This is a genomic window from Allocoprococcus comes, from assembly GCF_013300725.1.
Lineage (GTDB): Bacteria > Bacillota > Clostridia > Lachnospirales > Lachnospiraceae > Allocoprococcus > Allocoprococcus comes_A.
The window spans coordinates 1-16840 of the sequence record NZ_JAAIMM010000031.1 but is presented as its reverse complement, the minus strand read 5'-3'; the positions used below and the strand labels follow the sequence as shown (position 1 = coordinate 16840).

Below are 16840 nucleotides of genomic sequence, written 5' to 3'. Positions count from 1 at the left end.
AAGATTTTTTCGAGGGTAGGATTTTATGGCAAGAAGAAAGAAAATGGCTACTGTGGCCAGCAATGGAAATCGCTTGGAACAGTTGGAAAATCTGGCATTAATCCTGGCAAAACAGATTGATTTATGTTCAGAGGGAGATGCTGACGGAGCGAAAAATATGCCGCAGCTATCAAAGCAATACCGTGAAACAATTAAGGAAATTGAAGAGATAAGAGGAATGGAGAAAGACGATGACGAAATCGGAGAGATCCTCTCAGCACGGAAAGCTGATGGGAAGCCAGACGCCGTCCGTTAGAATTGCTCCGGATTACGCTTATACAGATGGAGCTGACGCAGTAAAGGTTCTTGCAGTCGGAAAGCTGATCGTGGATCCGTGGCAGAGCGAAGTGCTGAATGACTGGATGGGGCGAACAGAAGAAGAAATATGGTCAGCTCCAACATGTGGATTGTCCGTACCTAGACAGAATGGAAAAACACTGGATACATCCGGAAGAATTACATCCGGAATGATTATGTATTCGGAATGGGTGATATATACAGCGCACCTGCAGAAGACAGCAACAGAAACATTCATGGAAATCAAGGGACTTTTTGAAACGAGAGGACTTAGAAAATATGTAAAAGAAATCAAGTCGGCTCTTGGGAGAGAACAGATCATACTAAAAAATGGCGGCAGAGTTGTATTCGTAGCAAGGACCAGGAATGGAGGACGTGGATTGCACGGAGACTGCTTGGTCTTTGATGAGGCACAGGAATTAACGAGTGAGCAGCAGGCATCTTTTTTGCCTGCTATTTCTGCATCAAAAAATCCGCAGACAATCTATCTCGGAACACCACCGGACGAAAACTGCACCGGCACTGTATTTCGAAAAATCAGAGAACGTGCTAGAAATGGAGAAAGCAATTCTACGGCATGGACGGAATATTCGGTTGAAGAGATTGGAAATGTCACTGATCGGACACGTTGGGCGGCATGCAATCCTGCGCTTGGAAGACGAATGACAGAAACAACAATAGCTGCAGAGTGCGAACAGATGGATGAAGATACATTCGCAAGAGAGCGTCTTGGCTGGTGGTCACCGATAAACAACGATCAAGATTATGCTATTGATAAAAAGAAATGGGAAGCATGTGCTTCAGAAAAAGGAAAGCCGGAAGGTAAAACAGCTTATGGGATTAAGTTCTCAGCAGATGGATCCTTGGTTGCATTATGCGGAGCTGTATGTCCTGAGTCGGAAGAAGCAAGAATATCTCTGATCGAGATAAAACCGACAGATAGAGGAATCCAGTGGCTGGCTGATTGGCTTAACCAGAGATATAAGACGGCATCGTGCGTAGTGATAGACGGAAGAAATGGTGTGGATTTTCTGATTGAGAAGATAGCTCCGGTATGGAAATACAAGCATTCGATTATACGACCATCTGCGAAAGATGTGATTGCATCGGCAAGTCAATTAGAACAGGAAATCAATGAGAAGACAGTAACCTGGTACAAATATCAAGAGATTCTTGCAGAATCCGCTGTAACGTCAGTGAAAAGGCAGATCTCTGGTGGCTGGGGATTTGGTGGAGATAATTCCACACCGATTGAAGCGGCCGCATTGGCACTATGGGGATGCAGAACATCGAAACGAAATCCGAACAGAAAGATGAGGATAGGATAATGGAGTTAAATTTTGGAAGAGTAGAAGGATTACCACCGGAAGAACAACAATGGCTTCAGGAATCGAAATACATATATGATTATCACAGAAGTGCAAATAGGAAAAAGCGCCGTTATTATAACGGAAAAGTCACACTGAATGAAGTGAATCTTGGGATTGCATTGCCAGCAGGTCTTGGAAAACTTGAGATTGGCTGTGCATGGGGAGCAAAGACGGTAGATGTTCTTGCCGGAAGGTCAATGTTTGATGGATTTGTTACGGAGAATGGAACAAAGTCAGATGATATGGACCAGATCATGAAAAGAAATCATCTCATTGCCGAATACAACAAAGCAGTGAAGGAAGAATTAAAGTATGGATGCGCTTTTGCGGCGGTATCCGGCCAGCAAGACGATGCGAGAGTTCGATTCTATTCTCCGCACTGTGCGGCAGCTTCTTGGAATGCTAAAGAAGGCAGGATAAAATACGGATTTGCTTTTGAAGATAACAGGAGGGATGAGTCGGACGTTACATGGAGTCCCGAACACGTGAATTTTTACACGGATACAGATATTTGGGAACTGGATCGTGAGGGCGGGACATGGTATGCGACACGAAATCCACATGATTTCGGAGAACCACTCATGGTTGCGCTGATCTGGGATGCAACCAACGATAAGCCTTTCGGCCAGTCAAGGTTGAAAGAGCCGATTCGCCGTCTGATACAGGGATACGTAAGAACAGTGGCAAATGCAACGATCGGATTGGAATTCGCAACCTCACCACAGAAGTATTTATTAGGTGTGTCTGATGAACAGTACGATGCACTGGTTGACAATAAATTCAAACAGTATGTTGGAAGTATTCTGTATAGTACGAACAATCCGGAGACAGGAGAAAAGCCTAACTTTGGCCAGCTCTCTCAAGGAAATATAGAACCTCATGTACAGATGCTTCGGATGTTGGCCACACAGTATTCTGCAGCTACTGGATTAGCTGTGACAGATGTTGGAGTGGTAAATGATGCAAATCCAACATCGAGTGAAGCGATTATAGCACAGTCACAGACTCTGATTCTTATGGCAGAGCAATTAAACAGGTCAAACGGGGATGCATTGCACAGGATCGCTAAGATGGCACTTGCAATAGAGCTTGGAACAACTCCGGATGATCTGCCGGAAGAAAGTGAAGATATCATTGCACATTTTAAGAATCCGGCAATGCCTAGCATAGCATCTACTACAGATGCAGCTCTTAAGATTGCAACAGCAAGACAGGGTTTTGCAGACACAGACATCTTTCTTGAAATGATTGGATTCGATCAGGCAGATATCCGCAGAATCCGAGCACAGGAACAGAGGGCAAAAGGTGACAGTATCTTGACGGAGGAATTTGAAAATGCAGATAACGGAGAAGGCATGGCTGGAATACATAACGAAGATGTCACAGATTAGTCAGAAGGCAGCAGATCTGATGCAGGCATATGTTCAGAAGCATGGTTTTGCGGATGATAAGGCTCTTCTGGATTATGCTTTTGCATTATCACAGCGTTACGGACAGGCTATCGGAGCCCTGTCTTGCAAGATGTATGAAGCTACGGCATCGGCACAGAGAGTAGTTGTTCCGACAGCTGAAATTGCAGATCTTCCGGAATATGGAGAAGTGGCGAAAGCAGTTCATGGAACCATGAAGCAGTCTCAGACAAATGTTCCGGCAACGATAGCAAGATTAGTAAAGCAGGTCGGAGCGGACACTACTTTAAAAAATGCAATGCGAGACGGTGCACAGTTTGCCTGGGTACCGCATGGAGATACCTGTGCTTTCTGCATTACGCTTGCATCAAGAGGATGGCAGCATAGGTCAAAAAAGGCGTTACGGAACGGACATGCTGAACACATTCATGCGCATTGCGATTGCGAATATGCAGTCCGGTTTGATGGAAGAAGCACGGTTGCAGGATATGATCCGGATAAGTACCTAGAAGAGTATAACAATGCTGGTGGTGATATCAATGCCATGCGGAGGATTCGGTACAAGGAAAATAAGGAGGCTATTAACGCGAGAAAACGAGAATTGTATGCGAAAAGGAAGGCAAAAACTATTGAAAAGACTCCCCGTTCTGCTATAATGGAATCAGATTTAGGAATGTTTAAACAAAAACTTCGCAGTGACGGCAATATGGACAAAGAATATTACGACTGTCTAAAGGATAAATTTTCACATGGTACAGACGATGCCAAACGACTATTCACAAAATATGCTTCGGGTGATAGCATTGAAAATGCTGTGTATGAAAATACGGCTCACTATAATACTAAAACGAAAAAGATATCCATGAATTATGGCGCAGATTTAAAGAATCCACGTGGAGCTGGAGCTACATGGTTCCATGAACACGGTCATTTAGTGGATGATTTAGCTGGAAATCTATCAGATGATAAGAATTTTATTCAGTTACTGGAAAGTGATTCGTTGTCATATCGTATAGCATATGGTAAAGCACATCATTTGGGTACTTTTGATAAAGTTGATAAAGCCATTAGCGAAGAACTTGGAGATATGCGAAAAGATTCGGCAATATCAGATCTTTTTGATGGTGTAACACAAGGCAATATAATTGGGTGTGCATCACATCCGAAGGAATATTGGAAAAACCGGGACAATGTTACATCCGAGGCTTTTGCACATATGTTTGAAGCACAGTTTGATAAAGAAAGATATGAACAAATGAAAAAATATTTTCCAAATGCATTGGAATATTTTGAAAAAAAGATGAAGGAGGCGTTGTAAATGAATGTTCTAAACCCAAAGTTTGAAAAAGCGCATAAGGATTTTGTACTTCATTTTGGATATTGTCCTCAGATTCCGAATGAAATCGATTTTGATCAGTCTAAATATGCGGATGATCTATTGAAAAGTGTAGCCGATAATTATGATTACACAATTAAAAAATATGGTACGCAAGTGCCTAAAAAGTATCCTAAACCGAAAATAATAATTGATTAACATCATTTGAATGCGGACTATAAAATAACAAGAGCAGTAGATACCACTGATCAGAAATGGTTGGTGGTATTTTTATGTCTATTTTTAAGAAAGAGAGAATAAAAAATGAAAAAAGCAATGCTGAGTCAGCCAATGGCTGGAAAGACTGATGAAGAAATCGTAGCAACAAGAGAGAAAGCAATTAAGATTCTTGAAGAAAAAGGATATGAAGTTGTGAATACTCTTTTTACAGATGAATGGTACAGCAATGAATCTATGAAAGAACGTGGAGTAGTTCAGATTCCATTGTGTTTTCTTGCTAAGTCCTTAGAGAATATGTCTTTGTGTCATGCAGCGTACTTCTGCAAAGGCTGGGAGAATGCAAGAGGATGCAAGATTGAGCACGATGCTGCGGTTGCGTATGGTTTGGATATTATTTATGAGGAGTAGAAAAATATGAAAGATTATATAGAAGTAAATGAAACGAAATGCGATGAAGTATACAACTGTATGTGTACAAAAGAAGTTGATGGAAAGACATATTGCCGTGGCTGCGGAAATGTTCAGCCAGAACAGGAGGCTTAATCATGATTATCACAGGAATGGATCACTTTCAGAGTGTATGTAAAAAGAAACTTGTTGAATGGTACAACAATAATGGACAGGCAAATACTCCGCAGACACCACCGATTGATTTAAGTAACGTATTTATTGTTTGGTCATGTAAAACTTTGCAGAATTATAAATGTCTTGCATCAACTACCGTAAGTGGTGATGGAATCTATGCGGAGTACACATATAATGGTGATAAACAGGAGTTGTATGAAGATGTGTATGGGAAATTAACTAATACATGTCACGTAGAAGAATAAATGGATAATTCTAGCACGCAGAAATGCGTGTTATTTTTATGGCAACGCATGCCTTAAATGAGGGAAACAACGATAACAATTACTCTATGGAGGATATACAGATATGGAAAACGAAAAGACTTTTACTCAGGAAGAATTAGATTCAATTATTGAAGGACGTCTCGCAAGAGAGCGACAGAAATATGCAGATTATGAAGACTTAAGAGCAAAAGCAAGCAAGTACGATGAGTACCAGGAGCAGAGCAAGACGGAGCTTCAGAAGGAAAAAGAGAAGTCCGATGCGCTTCAGGCAAAACTCACAGCACTTGAAAAAGAAGGCACTGTTAGACAGGTAAGAGAAAAAGTAGCGAAAGATACAAGTGTTCCGGCAGCGCTTCTCACTGGCGAAGATGAAGAATCTTGCAAGAAACAGGCAGAAGCAATTTTGAAATTTGCAAAGCCAAAGAATTACCCGGGAACAAGAAGTAACACAAAAAAGGTTACGGAACACCATGAAGCAGACGATGCGATGCGAGAATTTGCGCATCAGATATTTGGAAAAGGAGAATAAAGTATGGCAGCATTACTTAGTACAGATTTTACAATCCCTGCTGAGATTTCACAGGGGATTTTTGAAAAAGCACAGAAAGGTTCTACTCTGGCACAGTTATCCGGAGCAAGACCGCAGAAGTTTGGAAAGCAGCAGGTGTGGGTATTAACTGCACCACCGAAAGCGGAACTGGTAGGCGAAGGCGGAAAGAAGTCACCAACTCCGACAACATATGCATCTAAGACAGTTAATCCGTTCAAACTGCAGGTAACCATGAGATTTTCTCAGGAAGTGCAGTGGGCGGATGAAGATGTTCAGATCGGAGTTCTTCAGGACCTTGCATCTAATGCAGGTATCGCTCTTGGAAGAGCACTTGACCTTGTAGGTATCCACAAAATCAATCCACTTACCGGAACAGTATCAGATATGGTAAAAGAAGGATTAATCGATACAACACAGTCTGTCCAGCTGATAGAAGCAAAATACGATGATGCAATTGAAGCGGCAGCAGGAGTAATCATCTCATCCGGATACACTCCAAGCGGAATTGCAATGGATCCTACTCTTTCATTTGGCCTTTCCACAATGAGAGATGCAAACGGAAGGAAGATTTATCCGGAAATCGGATTCGGGCAGAACCTCACTAACTTCTCTGGAATGCAGGCAGCAGTATCTGATACAGTTTCAGCAAAAAATGAAATCACACCAGATACGAAGTTACTTGGAATCGTAGGACAGTTTGATGCGTTTAGATGGGGAGTACAGAGATCCATTGGCGCTCACTTGATCGAATACGGTGATCCGGATGGACTTGGAGATCTGCAGAGACAGAATCAGATCGCAATTCGTGCAGAAATTGTATATGGAATTGGAATCATGGATCAGGCAGCATTTACAAAGATCGTGAAGGCGGAAGGGTAATATGAAATATTTATACAAACAAACTGGAATAGTAGTGGAGTCTGACGATGTGTTAGACTCCACAATGTTTAAGCTGATTATTGAAGAAAAAACCGAGGATTTGATCGAGGATAGCGAAACAGAAACAGGAGTTGCAGAAGCTGAAAATACAGAAGAACCCGTGGAAGAACTCGAAGAACCGACAGAAGACTCAGTGATTCCAGATATAGAAGAACCAGTCGAAGCAAAGAAAGAGGCATCAGCTAAGAACACCAGAAAGAGAACGCAAACAGCGAAAAAGTAGGTGATACAATGATATACGCATCAATCGAGGATATTTGGAGACGAAAAGGAACAGATATTTCGGATACAGATTATGTAACGGCACTCTTAGAGGATGCAGCGATCATCATTGATGCATATAACCGCAATGCTACAGATGAGGCAAAGAAATTAGTGTCATGCAACATGGTTATTCGGACGCTCGGAAGCAGAGAAGAAGGTGTACCTATTGGAACGACACAGACAACTACGACAGCAATGGTATATTCACAGACCTGGACAAATGCAAATGGAAGCGGCGAATTGTATCTGACTAAATTGGATAAGAAAATCCTTGGCGTCGGAAATCGAATTGGATACACAAATCCATATTCTGGCTTAATACAGACGGAGGAAGAAGCATGATCAAAGGAATCACGGTAACGCTCTATGAGAAAAAAGAAACAGGAACAGATCCGTTTGGACATCCTGTTTACGAAGAAATGCCGGTTGATGTAGAAAATGTATTGGTAGCTCCGTCCACAACCACCGAAGTTCTTGATGTGCTGAATATCACTGGGAAAAAAGCAGTGTATGATATTGCAATTCCAAAAGGTGATGATCATACATGGAAAGACTGCCGCGTTGATTTTTTTGGAGAGTCATGGAGGGTGTTTGGGCTGCCAAAGCAAGGAATTGATGAAAATGTTCCGGGAAGATGGAATCAGAGATGGATGGTGGAGCACTATGAGTAAAGTAAAAATTGAACTCAATCGTGCAGGAGTCCGTGAACTGATGAAATCACCGGAAATGAAGGCGATCCTCATGGAACAGGCAAACAAGATATCGAGCACGGCGGAAAAAGAAGACTACGTTGCACAGACACGAGCAGTCGTGAAAGTGTGTGGAGATGACGGAAACAACAGCCTACTGAAAGCGATGGGAAAGAAGAATGATAGAAAAAACGATTAAAGACTATCTTGAAGAACAACTGCAAATACCGGTTAGGCTGGAAGAAGAACCAGGACTTCCGGAAAAATACATCCTGGTTGAAAAAACTGGAAGTGGACAGGAGAACCATATTGACAGTGCAACAGTGGCAATCCAGTCCTATGCCGGTACATTATACGACACGGCCGTCTTAAATGAGCAAGTGAAAGCCACGATGGAAAATATAATAGATAGGAACGATATCAGCAAGTGTACTCTTAATAGTGACTACAACTATACAGATACAGCAAGAAAAAAATACAGGTATCAGGCAGTGTACGATATCGTATATTTTAAGGAGGAATAAGATGTCAGATGTAAAAAATGTAAGTACTGGCAAGCCAAAAGTCGGCGGTGCCATTTTTAGAGCACCACTCGGCACAGTACTGCCAACGGATGCAACTACAGAATTGAACGAGGCTTTTAAAACACTCGGATATTGTTCAGAAGATGGGCTGACAAACTCCAACAGTCCGGAATCAGACAATAAAAAAGCATGGGGTGGAGATGTAGTATTAACCATGCAGACAAGCAAAGAAGACACATTCAAGACAACTTTTATCGAATCGCTGAATGTGGAAGTCCTGAAAAGTGTTTACGGCGATAAAAACGTTTCCGGAACGCTGAAAGAAGGTATCACTGTAAAAGCAAATGCAAACGAAGCGGAACAGAGCAGCTGGGTTATTGATGTGATCCTGAAAAAAGCGGTAAAACGTATCGTAATTCCGTGCGCAAGCATTACGGAAATCGGAGATATTGTATACAAAGACGATGATTCTATCGGATACGAAACAACACTTTCAGCCGTTCCTGATGCAGAAGGACAGACACACTATGAGTATATTAAGGGGAGCGAATAATGACAGGAAAAACAACTAGCGGATTTGAGTACGAAATCGACGAGGAATCATTGGATGATTATGAGCTACTGGAAGATTTGTGCGAGATGGATGATGGAAACGCAGCAAAAACATCCAGCGCATTAAATCGGCTTCTCGGAAAAGAACAGAAGGATCGCTTAAAAGAACATTTAAGAACAGAAAGCGGAAGAGTGCCGGCATCAAAAATGATGATCGAAATCGGAGAAATCTTCAACAGCGTAAAAGAAGGAAAAAACTCTTAATCCTCGCCTACATGCTTAATCTTGACAAGGACGCACTCTTGTGTGACCTTGCAGAAACATATCATATCTATGATTACAAGTCGTTACCGTGCAAAATGGTAGCGACTTTTTCTTGTGGGTTGAGGGCAGATTCAAGAATCAAAATGAAAATAGCAGGCATCGAACCGATACCAGAAACTATTCTGATGGCAGCTATTGCTGACGGAACCAGAACAACCGCATGGTTACAGTCGAAAGACGGAACCACTGGAGAAAATAGACCGAAATCATTGCTTGCAATGATGATGGGAGAAGAGCCACGAGAAAACAAGGATATTCGCACGTTTGCTTCAGGAGAAGAATTTGATAGAGAATGGCAAAAATTGACAAGAGGTGAAGAATAATGGCTACGGAACTTGCAAAGGCCTATGTGCAGATTGTTCCGTCTGCAAAAGGAATCAGTGGAAAAATACAACAGGCGATAGAACCGGAGGCAGAAGTGGCCGGAACCTCTTTTGGCGGAAAACTTGTCAGTACAATCAAAAATGTGATTGCGACTGCAGCTATCGGTAAAGCACTTGTATCGACAATCAATGAGGGTGCGGCAATCGAACAGAGCATGGGCGGAATTGAAACGTTGTTTAAGGAATCAGCGGAAAAGATGCATCAAAACGCTATCAATGCGTATAAAACAGCAGGATTATCTGCAAATGCCTATATGGAGCAGTCGACCTCGTTTGCGGCATCTCTGTTAAGCTCGCTTGGAAATAATACGTCAAAAGCCGCTGATATAGCTGATATGGCAATGACGGACATGTCAGACAACGCAAATAAAATGGGAACCAACATGGAAGACATCACAAATGCGTATCAGGGATTCGCAAAGCAGAATTATACGATGCTGGACAACCTAAAGCTCGGCTATGGCGGAACAAAAGGGGAGATGCAAAGGCTTCTTGATAAAGCGCAGGAACTCAGTGGAGTAGAATACAACATCGATAATCTGGCAGACGTCTACAGTGCGATTCATGTGATCCAGGGAGAGCTTGGAATTACAGGAACGACAGCTATAGAAGCGGAAGGGACAATATCTGGTTCGTTTAATATGATGAAAGCGTCTGCGACTAATTTCTTGGCATCCTTAACTGGTGTAAAAGATGGAAGTGGAAATGCGATTCTTTCGGTGGAAGATTCCTTAAACGATCTTGTGAATTCTGCGGTTTCTTTTGCGTCAAATGTCATTCCGGCAATAGGCAGCGTAATGACATCACTACCGAAAGCTATAGTACAGGCGATGCAAACCTATGGTCCGCAAGCAATAGTGGCAGCGCAAGGAATGCTGGCGAATTTGTTGACATACATACCAAGTATGCTGACGAGTTTTACAACGGTTGGCGTTGAGCTGCTTAATCAAATATCGAGCGGACTTACATCTGGAATACCGACATTTTGCGCACAGTTTCTTCCAATGCTTGTGACGATTTCGGAAAATTTGAGAGCAAACGCCGGACAACTGATAGATGCCGGACTTAACCTGATTGAAAATCTGGCTCAAGGAATAGCAAATTCTCTGCCGACATTAATTGCAACCGTACCGCAGATCATCACAAATATTGCCGGAATCATCAATGACAACATGCCGAAAATCCTTTCAACAGGGATAGAAATTCTCATAACGCTGACAAAAGGAATCATAAATGCAATTCCGACATTGATCGCAAATCTTCCAAAGATATTTACGGCAGCAGAAAGCGTATTGAGTGCAATGAACTGGATTGGAGTTGGAAAGAATCTCATGAATCTCCTTGTTAACGGAGTAAAAGCACTAGTACATTTACCTGGACAAATCCTTAAAGGAGCGTTCAACACGGCTAAGCAAATGATCACGACAGGCTTTTCGTGGGGAAGCGTTGGGCGCAATATCATACACGGAATTGCGAACGGACTAAGTGCAGCTGGACATATGTTGTGGGACACTGTAAAAGGAATTCTCGGAAGCTTCAAGGACAATGTGCTCAGTTTCTTTGGAATCCACTCTCCGTCACGTTGGGGTGTGTTTGTCGGGAAAATGATTGATGCAGGAGTCGCGAATGGATTGATTGACAATACATCGCTTATATCGAATGCGGCAAACGAATTACAAAGGTCGCTTAAAGAACCATTCAAGGCAAGTGCAGACCTTATTACCGGAAGTACGGTTGCGAACAGCGAAAAAGATAGCATTTTGTCGGCAAAACTGGAACAGCTGCTTGAATACTTAAAGCAGAAATCCAGAGGAAGTGACAAGATTGTGATCAACATGAATGACAGAGAAGTAGCCAGAGCTTTAAGAGAAATGGGGGTTGTGTTTGAATGATCGAGATTAAATATGTATGCTCGAACGGCGAAGAATACAATCTGATCGGAGACAAAATGAAACCGACCTCCGGATATTTCCATTCTTACGAGTGGAATCCAAATACGACAGAACGAAAAATGGGCGTAACGGTAAATTCTTTTACAAAAGATTCGGCAGTTTATGAAATTACTCTGACTGTACGTGGAAGAGTAGAGGAAAGAAAAGAAATCCTAGATAAGATCACGGATGCTTTTGAAAGAGATGTAGCGAACTTGTCTCCAGGAAGAATCTACTATGGAGAATACTATATTGATTGCTATATCTATAAATCAAGCAACGAAGTATCTGGTAAAAATAATAGCAGAACAGATTGTAAGGTAGAAATCTATTGTCCATATCCGTTCTGGTGTGCGGAAGAAAAAAGAAGTTTCTTTCCGATTTCGACAGAACCTAAAATATCCTCCGATTATTTAGATTATCCGTATGATTATAGCTATGACTATACACGCGAAAAGAACGGAGTGCAAGACTGGATGATTGATCATTTCCAAAGTAGCAATTTCGAATTGATCATATACGGTCCGTGCGCGGATCCTAAAATCACAATCAACAATTATCCGTATCAGATATTCGATACCCTGAGTGCTGGTGAGTACATTACGGTAAACAGTCGCGCGAAAACAGTAACTAAGAACCTTGGAAATGGAACGATACAGAACATCTTTGAAAAAAGAGCAAAAGATAAAAGCATTTTCGAGCCAATTCCATCCGGATCGCTGGCAGTCAACTGGAATGGAGAATTCGGATTTGATTTTACTGTATTTAAGGAGAGGAGTGTGCCGAAATGGAGCTAATCTACACGGATCCAAAAGGAAAAGAACTCGGATATGTCAAGGATGCTGATATTGACTTTGAAGTTGGATCAGACGAGAAAAATTCAGTAAATGATTTCGAAATCAAATTTTCACGTTCTGGATGGAACGGCCAGATTGAATTTGAAAGCATGGTGTATGTTCCGGACACAGAATATGGCGGAATCGTGCGTGAAATTTCGACCAGCACAAAAGCAGATAGTATTACCGCAAAAGGATTTACATGGCGAGGATTGATGGCGAAGAAAATTATCAAGCCAGAATCCGGACAAGACTACGCTATGGTATCCGGAGAATTAAATGCAATCATCAGGCAGAAGGTCCAGGAAGCTTTTCCTGGGCTTTTTACTGGTGCGGACGAAGATACCGGCGTAAAGGTTACAAACTATCAATTCGCCAGATACTGTACGCTACATGACGGACTGCGGAAAATGCTGCAGTCTGTCGGATACCGGATGGAGATTAAATTTATCCAGGCGGAAAAAGAAAACGCCGGTCATGTGCAGGTGAGGGCAGTCCCGATCACAGACTACTCTTCCGAATGCGAATACTCTAGCGACAGCGATATTGATTTTAAAGTCAACATTTGTAGAAACGGAGTTAACCATCTGATATGTCTTGGGAAGGGCGAATTAAAAGATCGCATGGTAATCCACTTGTATGTTGACTCTGCCGGAAATGTCGGACAGACGCAATACTACAAAGGGATAGATGAGGTAGAAGCGGTGTATGACAGCTCCGGAGCAGAGCAAGACGACCTGTTAAAAGGCGGAAAAGATAAATTGTACGAACTGATGAATAAGACCGAGTACGATATGACGATGGAAAAAATTGAAGGAAATGTCGATATTGGCGATATCGTAGGCGGAAGAGACTATCTTACAGGTGTGATTATGAAAAAACCAATCGGAAGGAAGATTTGGAAACTTTCCGGAGGGAAAGAAAAAATAGAGTATAAATTGGAAGGAGAGTAATAAATGGACATCATTACAGGCTACACAGGCGCAGCACATGTCACGGCAGAGCAGGACAGAGATATCAATATCGGTATTTTCGGAAAAGGCTCTTGCGTCTTGCAGACCGGACAGCAGCTTAATGCGGTGGTCATCTCAAACAATGAGATCCGGATCACGGACGGAGTACTTATCCATCAGGGCTGTGCTGCATCAATCAAAAAGAATACGACAAATTCTGTCACGATTGCAAATGGCTCGCAAGGAATGAAACGTATTGACCTTATCGTGGCAAGATACACCAAGAATACCAGCTCAAAGGTTGAGGCGGTAGAGATTAAGGTTATCCAGGGCACGCCAAGCGAAAGCAATCCGGCGGTACCGTCTTATACGTCTGGAGATATTCAGGGTGGTGACCTGACGGCAGATATGCCACTGTATCAGGTTGAGATCAACGGACTTACCATTGCGGATGTTAAGAGATTGTTTGCGGTCCGGAGATCCGCAGCGGAATTCGACACCGAAGTAGACAGCGCAAAAAGCACCTTGTCCAACAGAGAGGCGATATTTATCAATACCACTGCGCAGGGTGCAGATTCCGACACTTATAAGACTGCAACGCTTGACCTGAGCCAGCTGAAATCCGGAATTACATATGCATTTGCGCTGAATGTGGTATCAACCATCAATGGCGAACAATGCAGCCAGGAAGTATCTTGCAAGCTAAATGAAGTCGACATGGGACGCAACGGCAACTATTATAAATTATCCTCAACATTTTTTGGCAAATGCCAGAACAGCGATAAATTGTATGTATCTGCCTTTAAAAATGGCGGATCGTGGACTGGTGTGACAATTAGAGGAATTTTTATTCCGGTAGATTAGGAGATGGACTATGGCAGAGATTAAATATCTGGAAATCAACGCGGATGATCGCAGTATTATCATTCCGGAAGGAGAAAACCTTTTGGGCGTTGAAAATGACAATAAGGGTGTAAGAAAGTATTTTATATGCCCGAAAATCGTTGGGGACAACATTGATCTGACGAAATCGGACGTCTATATCAATGTGCAGAATGCATCTGGCGAAAAGTCCGGAAAAGACAGATACCCTGTCCAGAATATGACGGCTTCCGGAGACAATGTAACTTTTGAGTGGGTGCTGGAAAGAAAAGTCACCTCACACAAAGGCAGTGTTCGATTTGCGGTCTGCGTAAGGGAAAAAGGCTCGGAAAGAGAGTGGCATACCACTTTTGCTACCGCTACTGCACCAGATATCTTAACCGGTAAAACTGCCTATGGGAAAGACGGAAAACTGACAGGTTCTATGCTGAACAATGGCGCGGTCGACAAATCTATCAGCAATAAATCGGAAAGTTATACAATCCCACAAGGATATCACAATGGGTCAGGGAAAGTTGCTATCAGTGAGTCAGAACAGGCAAAGATTATTGCTTCCAATATCAAGAAAGGTGTTTCTATTCTTGGTGTGACGGGCTCATATGAAGCAACTGCATCAGGTGGCAATAACAACTGCGAAGCGTATCTTGTAGATGTAACAAACCCAACAGTATCTTTCAAGACAGCATCTGGAACAATCAAAGCATACGGTTACGCTTATGAGACCACAAAATCACAGTGGGGTGGTTCTACTACTACAACTGTTTACGCTTTTAATGGCACAAATTATTATAAATCAGCATTTTACGGATCACCAGCTGCAACAAACATCACACTTGGTGTTTCTGGAGGAAAGCTGACAGGATTACCGACAGGGTTAAGTGGTGGAACATTACTAGTTGTAAGGGGAATTTAGAAAGGAAGATTACAATGATGAATCAAATTATTGCATTAATTTCAGGCAACTCATTTATCCGCATCTTACTGATCGCAGTAACTTTGGACACACTTCTTGGTGTCCTGAGAGCGATCAAAGAGCATAAATTCAACTCATGCGTAGGTATTGACGGAGCAATCCGTAAGGCAGCTATGCTTTTCTCGGTGTGTCTGCTCATGGCTACGGACGTGATCATGCACATTAATATCTTATTCATGGTGCCGGAAACGTATATCAAAATTCTCGGCATCGAAAAGTTAGGTATCTGCGAATTTTTCTGTCTGCTTTTCATCCTGTACGAGGCGGTCAGCATCCTCAAAAATATGACCTTATGTGGCTTACCGGTTCCGGCAAGCGCAAAGAAATGGATTCAGAAATTCCTCGAAGATATGACAGAAGAACTTCCGGAAGATGCTGTTAAAAACATTGAGATCAAAACAGAACCGAGAACTGAGGGCGAGTAAAACCGTCCTCTTGAAAGGAGAGATACTATGGCACATTTATATGTTATAGCCGGTCATGGCGCCGGTGATTGCGGAGCAGTAGGATATGGATATACGGAGGCAGAGCGTGTACGTGCGCTCGCTTCCAGATTATCAGCATTAGGCGGTGGAAATGTCACGGTCGCAGATATGAACCGAAACTGGTATGCAGACAATGGAATCATGAGCCTTAATATTCCGAAAGATTGGCAGATTTTGGAGTTGCACATGGACAGCGCAGGAGCTTCGGCAAAAGGAGGTCATGTAATCATTAAAGAGGGATATAATCCAGATCAGTATGATACCGCTCTTTCAAATTTTATTGGTAATTTCTTTCCGGGACGTGCAAATAAAATTGTGGAAAAAAACGATCTTGCCAATGTAAATAGAGCAGCCTATAAAGGTTATAGCTATCGTCTTCTGGAAAACGGTTTTATTACAAACTCCGGCGATTTGAGCAAATTTAACAATCGGACAGATGAGTTGGCAAGAGGAATCCTTAGTGCATTTGGCATCTCTGCTATTGCTCTGGTAGCGTCAACTGATCAGATCGATGGAGCTATTAAGTCCGGTGGTACGTTCCAGGATAAGAAAGATGTATTTGGATCCGTATCATATCAGGTCCATGCAAGAGATATTGGCTGGGCATGTTGGCAGTCTGATGGTCGTATGTCGGGAACGACTGGACAGAACCGGAGAATCGAAGCGTTCCGACTTATTCCTGTCGGAGAAACAGACGTGGTAGTGCATATCAAGGATGTAGGCGATAAGGAATACAAGAATATCTCCAAAGACACAATCCTTGGTACTACAGGTCAGAATAAACGTATTGAAGCGATCAAGATTACCGGCAAGGATACGCCGTACATCTACAGAGTCCACCAGAAAAATATCGGATGGACAGATTGGACATTCAACGGATCCTGGGCGGGAACAAAAGGAAAAGGATTGCAAATTGAAGCGATTGAGATTATGGCTGCTAAATTCCTTGTCAATCCACACGTCCAGAATAGAGGCTGGTTAGATAATATGAAGTGACCTCACATTTGTAGCAACGTGGATTTACCTGTATACTA

Annotated in this window: 25 protein-coding genes; all 25 read left to right on the top strand. The window is 42.4% G+C overall.

The window, feature by feature from the left end:
- The first annotated feature begins 25 nt into the window (after positions 1-25).
- The 25 genes from G4407_RS14050 (at position 26) to G4407_RS13935 (ending at position 16802) form a co-directional block, all read left to right on the top strand.
- Entirely contained in the window at positions 26-295 is a 270-nt protein-coding gene (locus G4407_RS14050; protein WP_173689380.1) for a hypothetical protein, read from the top strand.
- Positions 231-1664: a terminase large subunit gene (locus G4407_RS14045; RefSeq protein ID WP_173689379.1), complete on the top strand. Its 1434-nt coding sequence runs from the start codon at positions 231-233 to the stop codon at positions 1662-1664. Before G4407_RS14050 ends, G4407_RS14045 begins: the two co-directional genes overlap by 65 nt.
- Positions 1664-3097, top strand: a complete 1434-nt coding sequence (locus tag G4407_RS14040; RefSeq protein ID WP_173689378.1) for a phage portal protein — start codon at positions 1664-1666, stop codon at positions 3095-3097. The genes G4407_RS14045 and G4407_RS14040 overlap by 1 nt, the downstream gene beginning before the upstream one ends.
- Entirely contained in the window at positions 3042-4433 is a 1392-nt protein-coding gene (locus G4407_RS14035) for a VG15 protein (protein ID WP_173689377.1), read from the top strand. Before G4407_RS14040 ends, G4407_RS14035 begins: the two co-directional genes overlap by 56 nt.
- The gene (locus G4407_RS14030) at positions 4434-4649 is read left to right on the top strand and encodes a hypothetical protein (protein WP_173689376.1); all 216 of its coding nucleotides are present in this window, start codon (positions 4434-4436) and stop codon (positions 4647-4649) included.
- Positions 4650-4754: 105 nt separating this feature from the next.
- Positions 4755-5078: a DUF4406 domain-containing protein gene (locus G4407_RS14025; RefSeq protein ID WP_055144571.1), complete on the top strand. Its 324-nt coding sequence runs from the start codon at positions 4755-4757 to the stop codon at positions 5076-5078.
- Between the two features lie 6 nt (positions 5079-5084).
- Positions 5085-5213, top strand: a complete 129-nt coding sequence (locus G4407_RS16755; protein WP_274597663.1) for a hypothetical protein — start codon at positions 5085-5087, stop codon at positions 5211-5213.
- A gap of 2 nt (positions 5214-5215) precedes the next feature.
- Positions 5216-5500, top strand: a complete 285-nt coding sequence (locus tag G4407_RS14020; protein WP_173689375.1) for a DUF6275 family protein — start codon at positions 5216-5218, stop codon at positions 5498-5500.
- Between the two features lie 103 nt (positions 5501-5603).
- The gene (locus tag G4407_RS14015; RefSeq protein ID WP_173689374.1) at positions 5604-6050 is read left to right on the top strand and encodes a DUF4355 domain-containing protein; all 447 of its coding nucleotides are present in this window, start codon (positions 5604-5606) and stop codon (positions 6048-6050) included.
- Between the two features lie 3 nt (positions 6051-6053).
- The gene (locus tag G4407_RS14010; protein WP_173689373.1) at positions 6054-6950 is read left to right on the top strand and encodes a phage major capsid protein; all 897 of its coding nucleotides are present in this window, start codon (positions 6054-6056) and stop codon (positions 6948-6950) included.
- A gap of 1 nt (position 6951) precedes the next feature.
- A complete protein-coding gene (locus G4407_RS14005; RefSeq protein WP_117558852.1) occupies positions 6952-7233 on the top strand; it encodes a hypothetical protein in 282 nt (93 codons plus the stop codon).
- Between the two features lie 8 nt (positions 7234-7241).
- A complete protein-coding gene (locus G4407_RS14000; RefSeq protein ID WP_173689372.1) occupies positions 7242-7616 on the top strand; it encodes a Gp19/Gp15/Gp42 family protein in 375 nt (124 codons plus the stop codon).
- Positions 7613-7945 carry a hypothetical protein gene (locus G4407_RS13995; RefSeq protein ID WP_173689371.1) on the top strand — a complete coding sequence of 111 codons (333 nt, stop codon included), beginning with the start codon at positions 7613-7615 and terminating at the stop codon, positions 7943-7945. Before G4407_RS14000 ends, G4407_RS13995 begins: the two co-directional genes overlap by 4 nt.
- The gene (locus G4407_RS13990) at positions 7938-8162 is read left to right on the top strand and encodes a hypothetical protein (RefSeq protein ID WP_173689370.1); all 225 of its coding nucleotides are present in this window, start codon (positions 7938-7940) and stop codon (positions 8160-8162) included. The genes G4407_RS13995 and G4407_RS13990 overlap by 8 nt, the downstream gene beginning before the upstream one ends.
- Positions 8143-8487, top strand: a complete 345-nt coding sequence (locus G4407_RS13985; RefSeq protein WP_173689369.1) for a hypothetical protein — start codon at positions 8143-8145, stop codon at positions 8485-8487. Before G4407_RS13990 ends, G4407_RS13985 begins: the two co-directional genes overlap by 20 nt.
- A gap of 1 nt (position 8488) precedes the next feature.
- Positions 8489-9040 carry a phage tail tube protein gene (locus G4407_RS13980; RefSeq protein ID WP_173689368.1) on the top strand — a complete coding sequence of 184 codons (552 nt, stop codon included), beginning with the start codon at positions 8489-8491 and terminating at the stop codon, positions 9038-9040.
- A complete protein-coding gene (locus G4407_RS13975) occupies positions 9040-9303 on the top strand; it encodes a hypothetical protein (protein WP_179963162.1) in 264 nt (87 codons plus the stop codon). The genes G4407_RS13980 and G4407_RS13975 overlap by 1 nt, the downstream gene beginning before the upstream one ends.
- 143 nt (positions 9304-9446) lie before the next feature.
- A complete protein-coding gene (locus G4407_RS16595) occupies positions 9447-9686 on the top strand; it encodes a DUF5361 domain-containing protein (RefSeq protein ID WP_243868858.1) in 240 nt (79 codons plus the stop codon).
- Positions 9686-11638: a phage tail protein gene (locus G4407_RS13965; protein ID WP_173689366.1), complete on the top strand. Its 1953-nt coding sequence runs from the start codon at positions 9686-9688 to the stop codon at positions 11636-11638. The genes G4407_RS16595 and G4407_RS13965 overlap by 1 nt, the downstream gene beginning before the upstream one ends.
- The gene (locus G4407_RS13960; protein WP_173689365.1) at positions 11635-12474 is read left to right on the top strand and encodes a phage tail protein; all 840 of its coding nucleotides are present in this window, start codon (positions 11635-11637) and stop codon (positions 12472-12474) included. The genes G4407_RS13965 and G4407_RS13960 overlap by 4 nt, the downstream gene beginning before the upstream one ends.
- Positions 12465-13466, top strand: a complete 1002-nt coding sequence (locus G4407_RS13955; protein ID WP_173689364.1) for a Gp37-like protein — start codon at positions 12465-12467, stop codon at positions 13464-13466. Before G4407_RS13960 ends, G4407_RS13955 begins: the two co-directional genes overlap by 10 nt.
- A 3-nt stretch (positions 13467-13469) precedes the next feature.
- Positions 13470-14330 (top strand): hypothetical protein, encoded by an 861-nt coding sequence (locus tag G4407_RS13950; RefSeq protein WP_173689363.1) that lies wholly within the window; start codon positions 13470-13472, stop codon positions 14328-14330.
- A gap of 10 nt (positions 14331-14340) precedes the next feature.
- Entirely contained in the window at positions 14341-15261 is a 921-nt protein-coding gene (locus G4407_RS13945) for a hypothetical protein (protein WP_173689362.1), read from the top strand.
- A gap of 14 nt (positions 15262-15275) precedes the next feature.
- Positions 15276-15746 (top strand): phage holin family protein, encoded by a 471-nt coding sequence (locus G4407_RS13940; protein WP_330586100.1) that lies wholly within the window; start codon positions 15276-15278, stop codon positions 15744-15746.
- 27 nt (positions 15747-15773) lie between these two features.
- Positions 15774-16802: an N-acetylmuramoyl-L-alanine amidase gene (locus G4407_RS13935; protein WP_173689361.1), complete on the top strand. Its 1029-nt coding sequence runs from the start codon at positions 15774-15776 to the stop codon at positions 16800-16802.
- Positions 16803-16840: the final 38 nt, after the last annotated feature.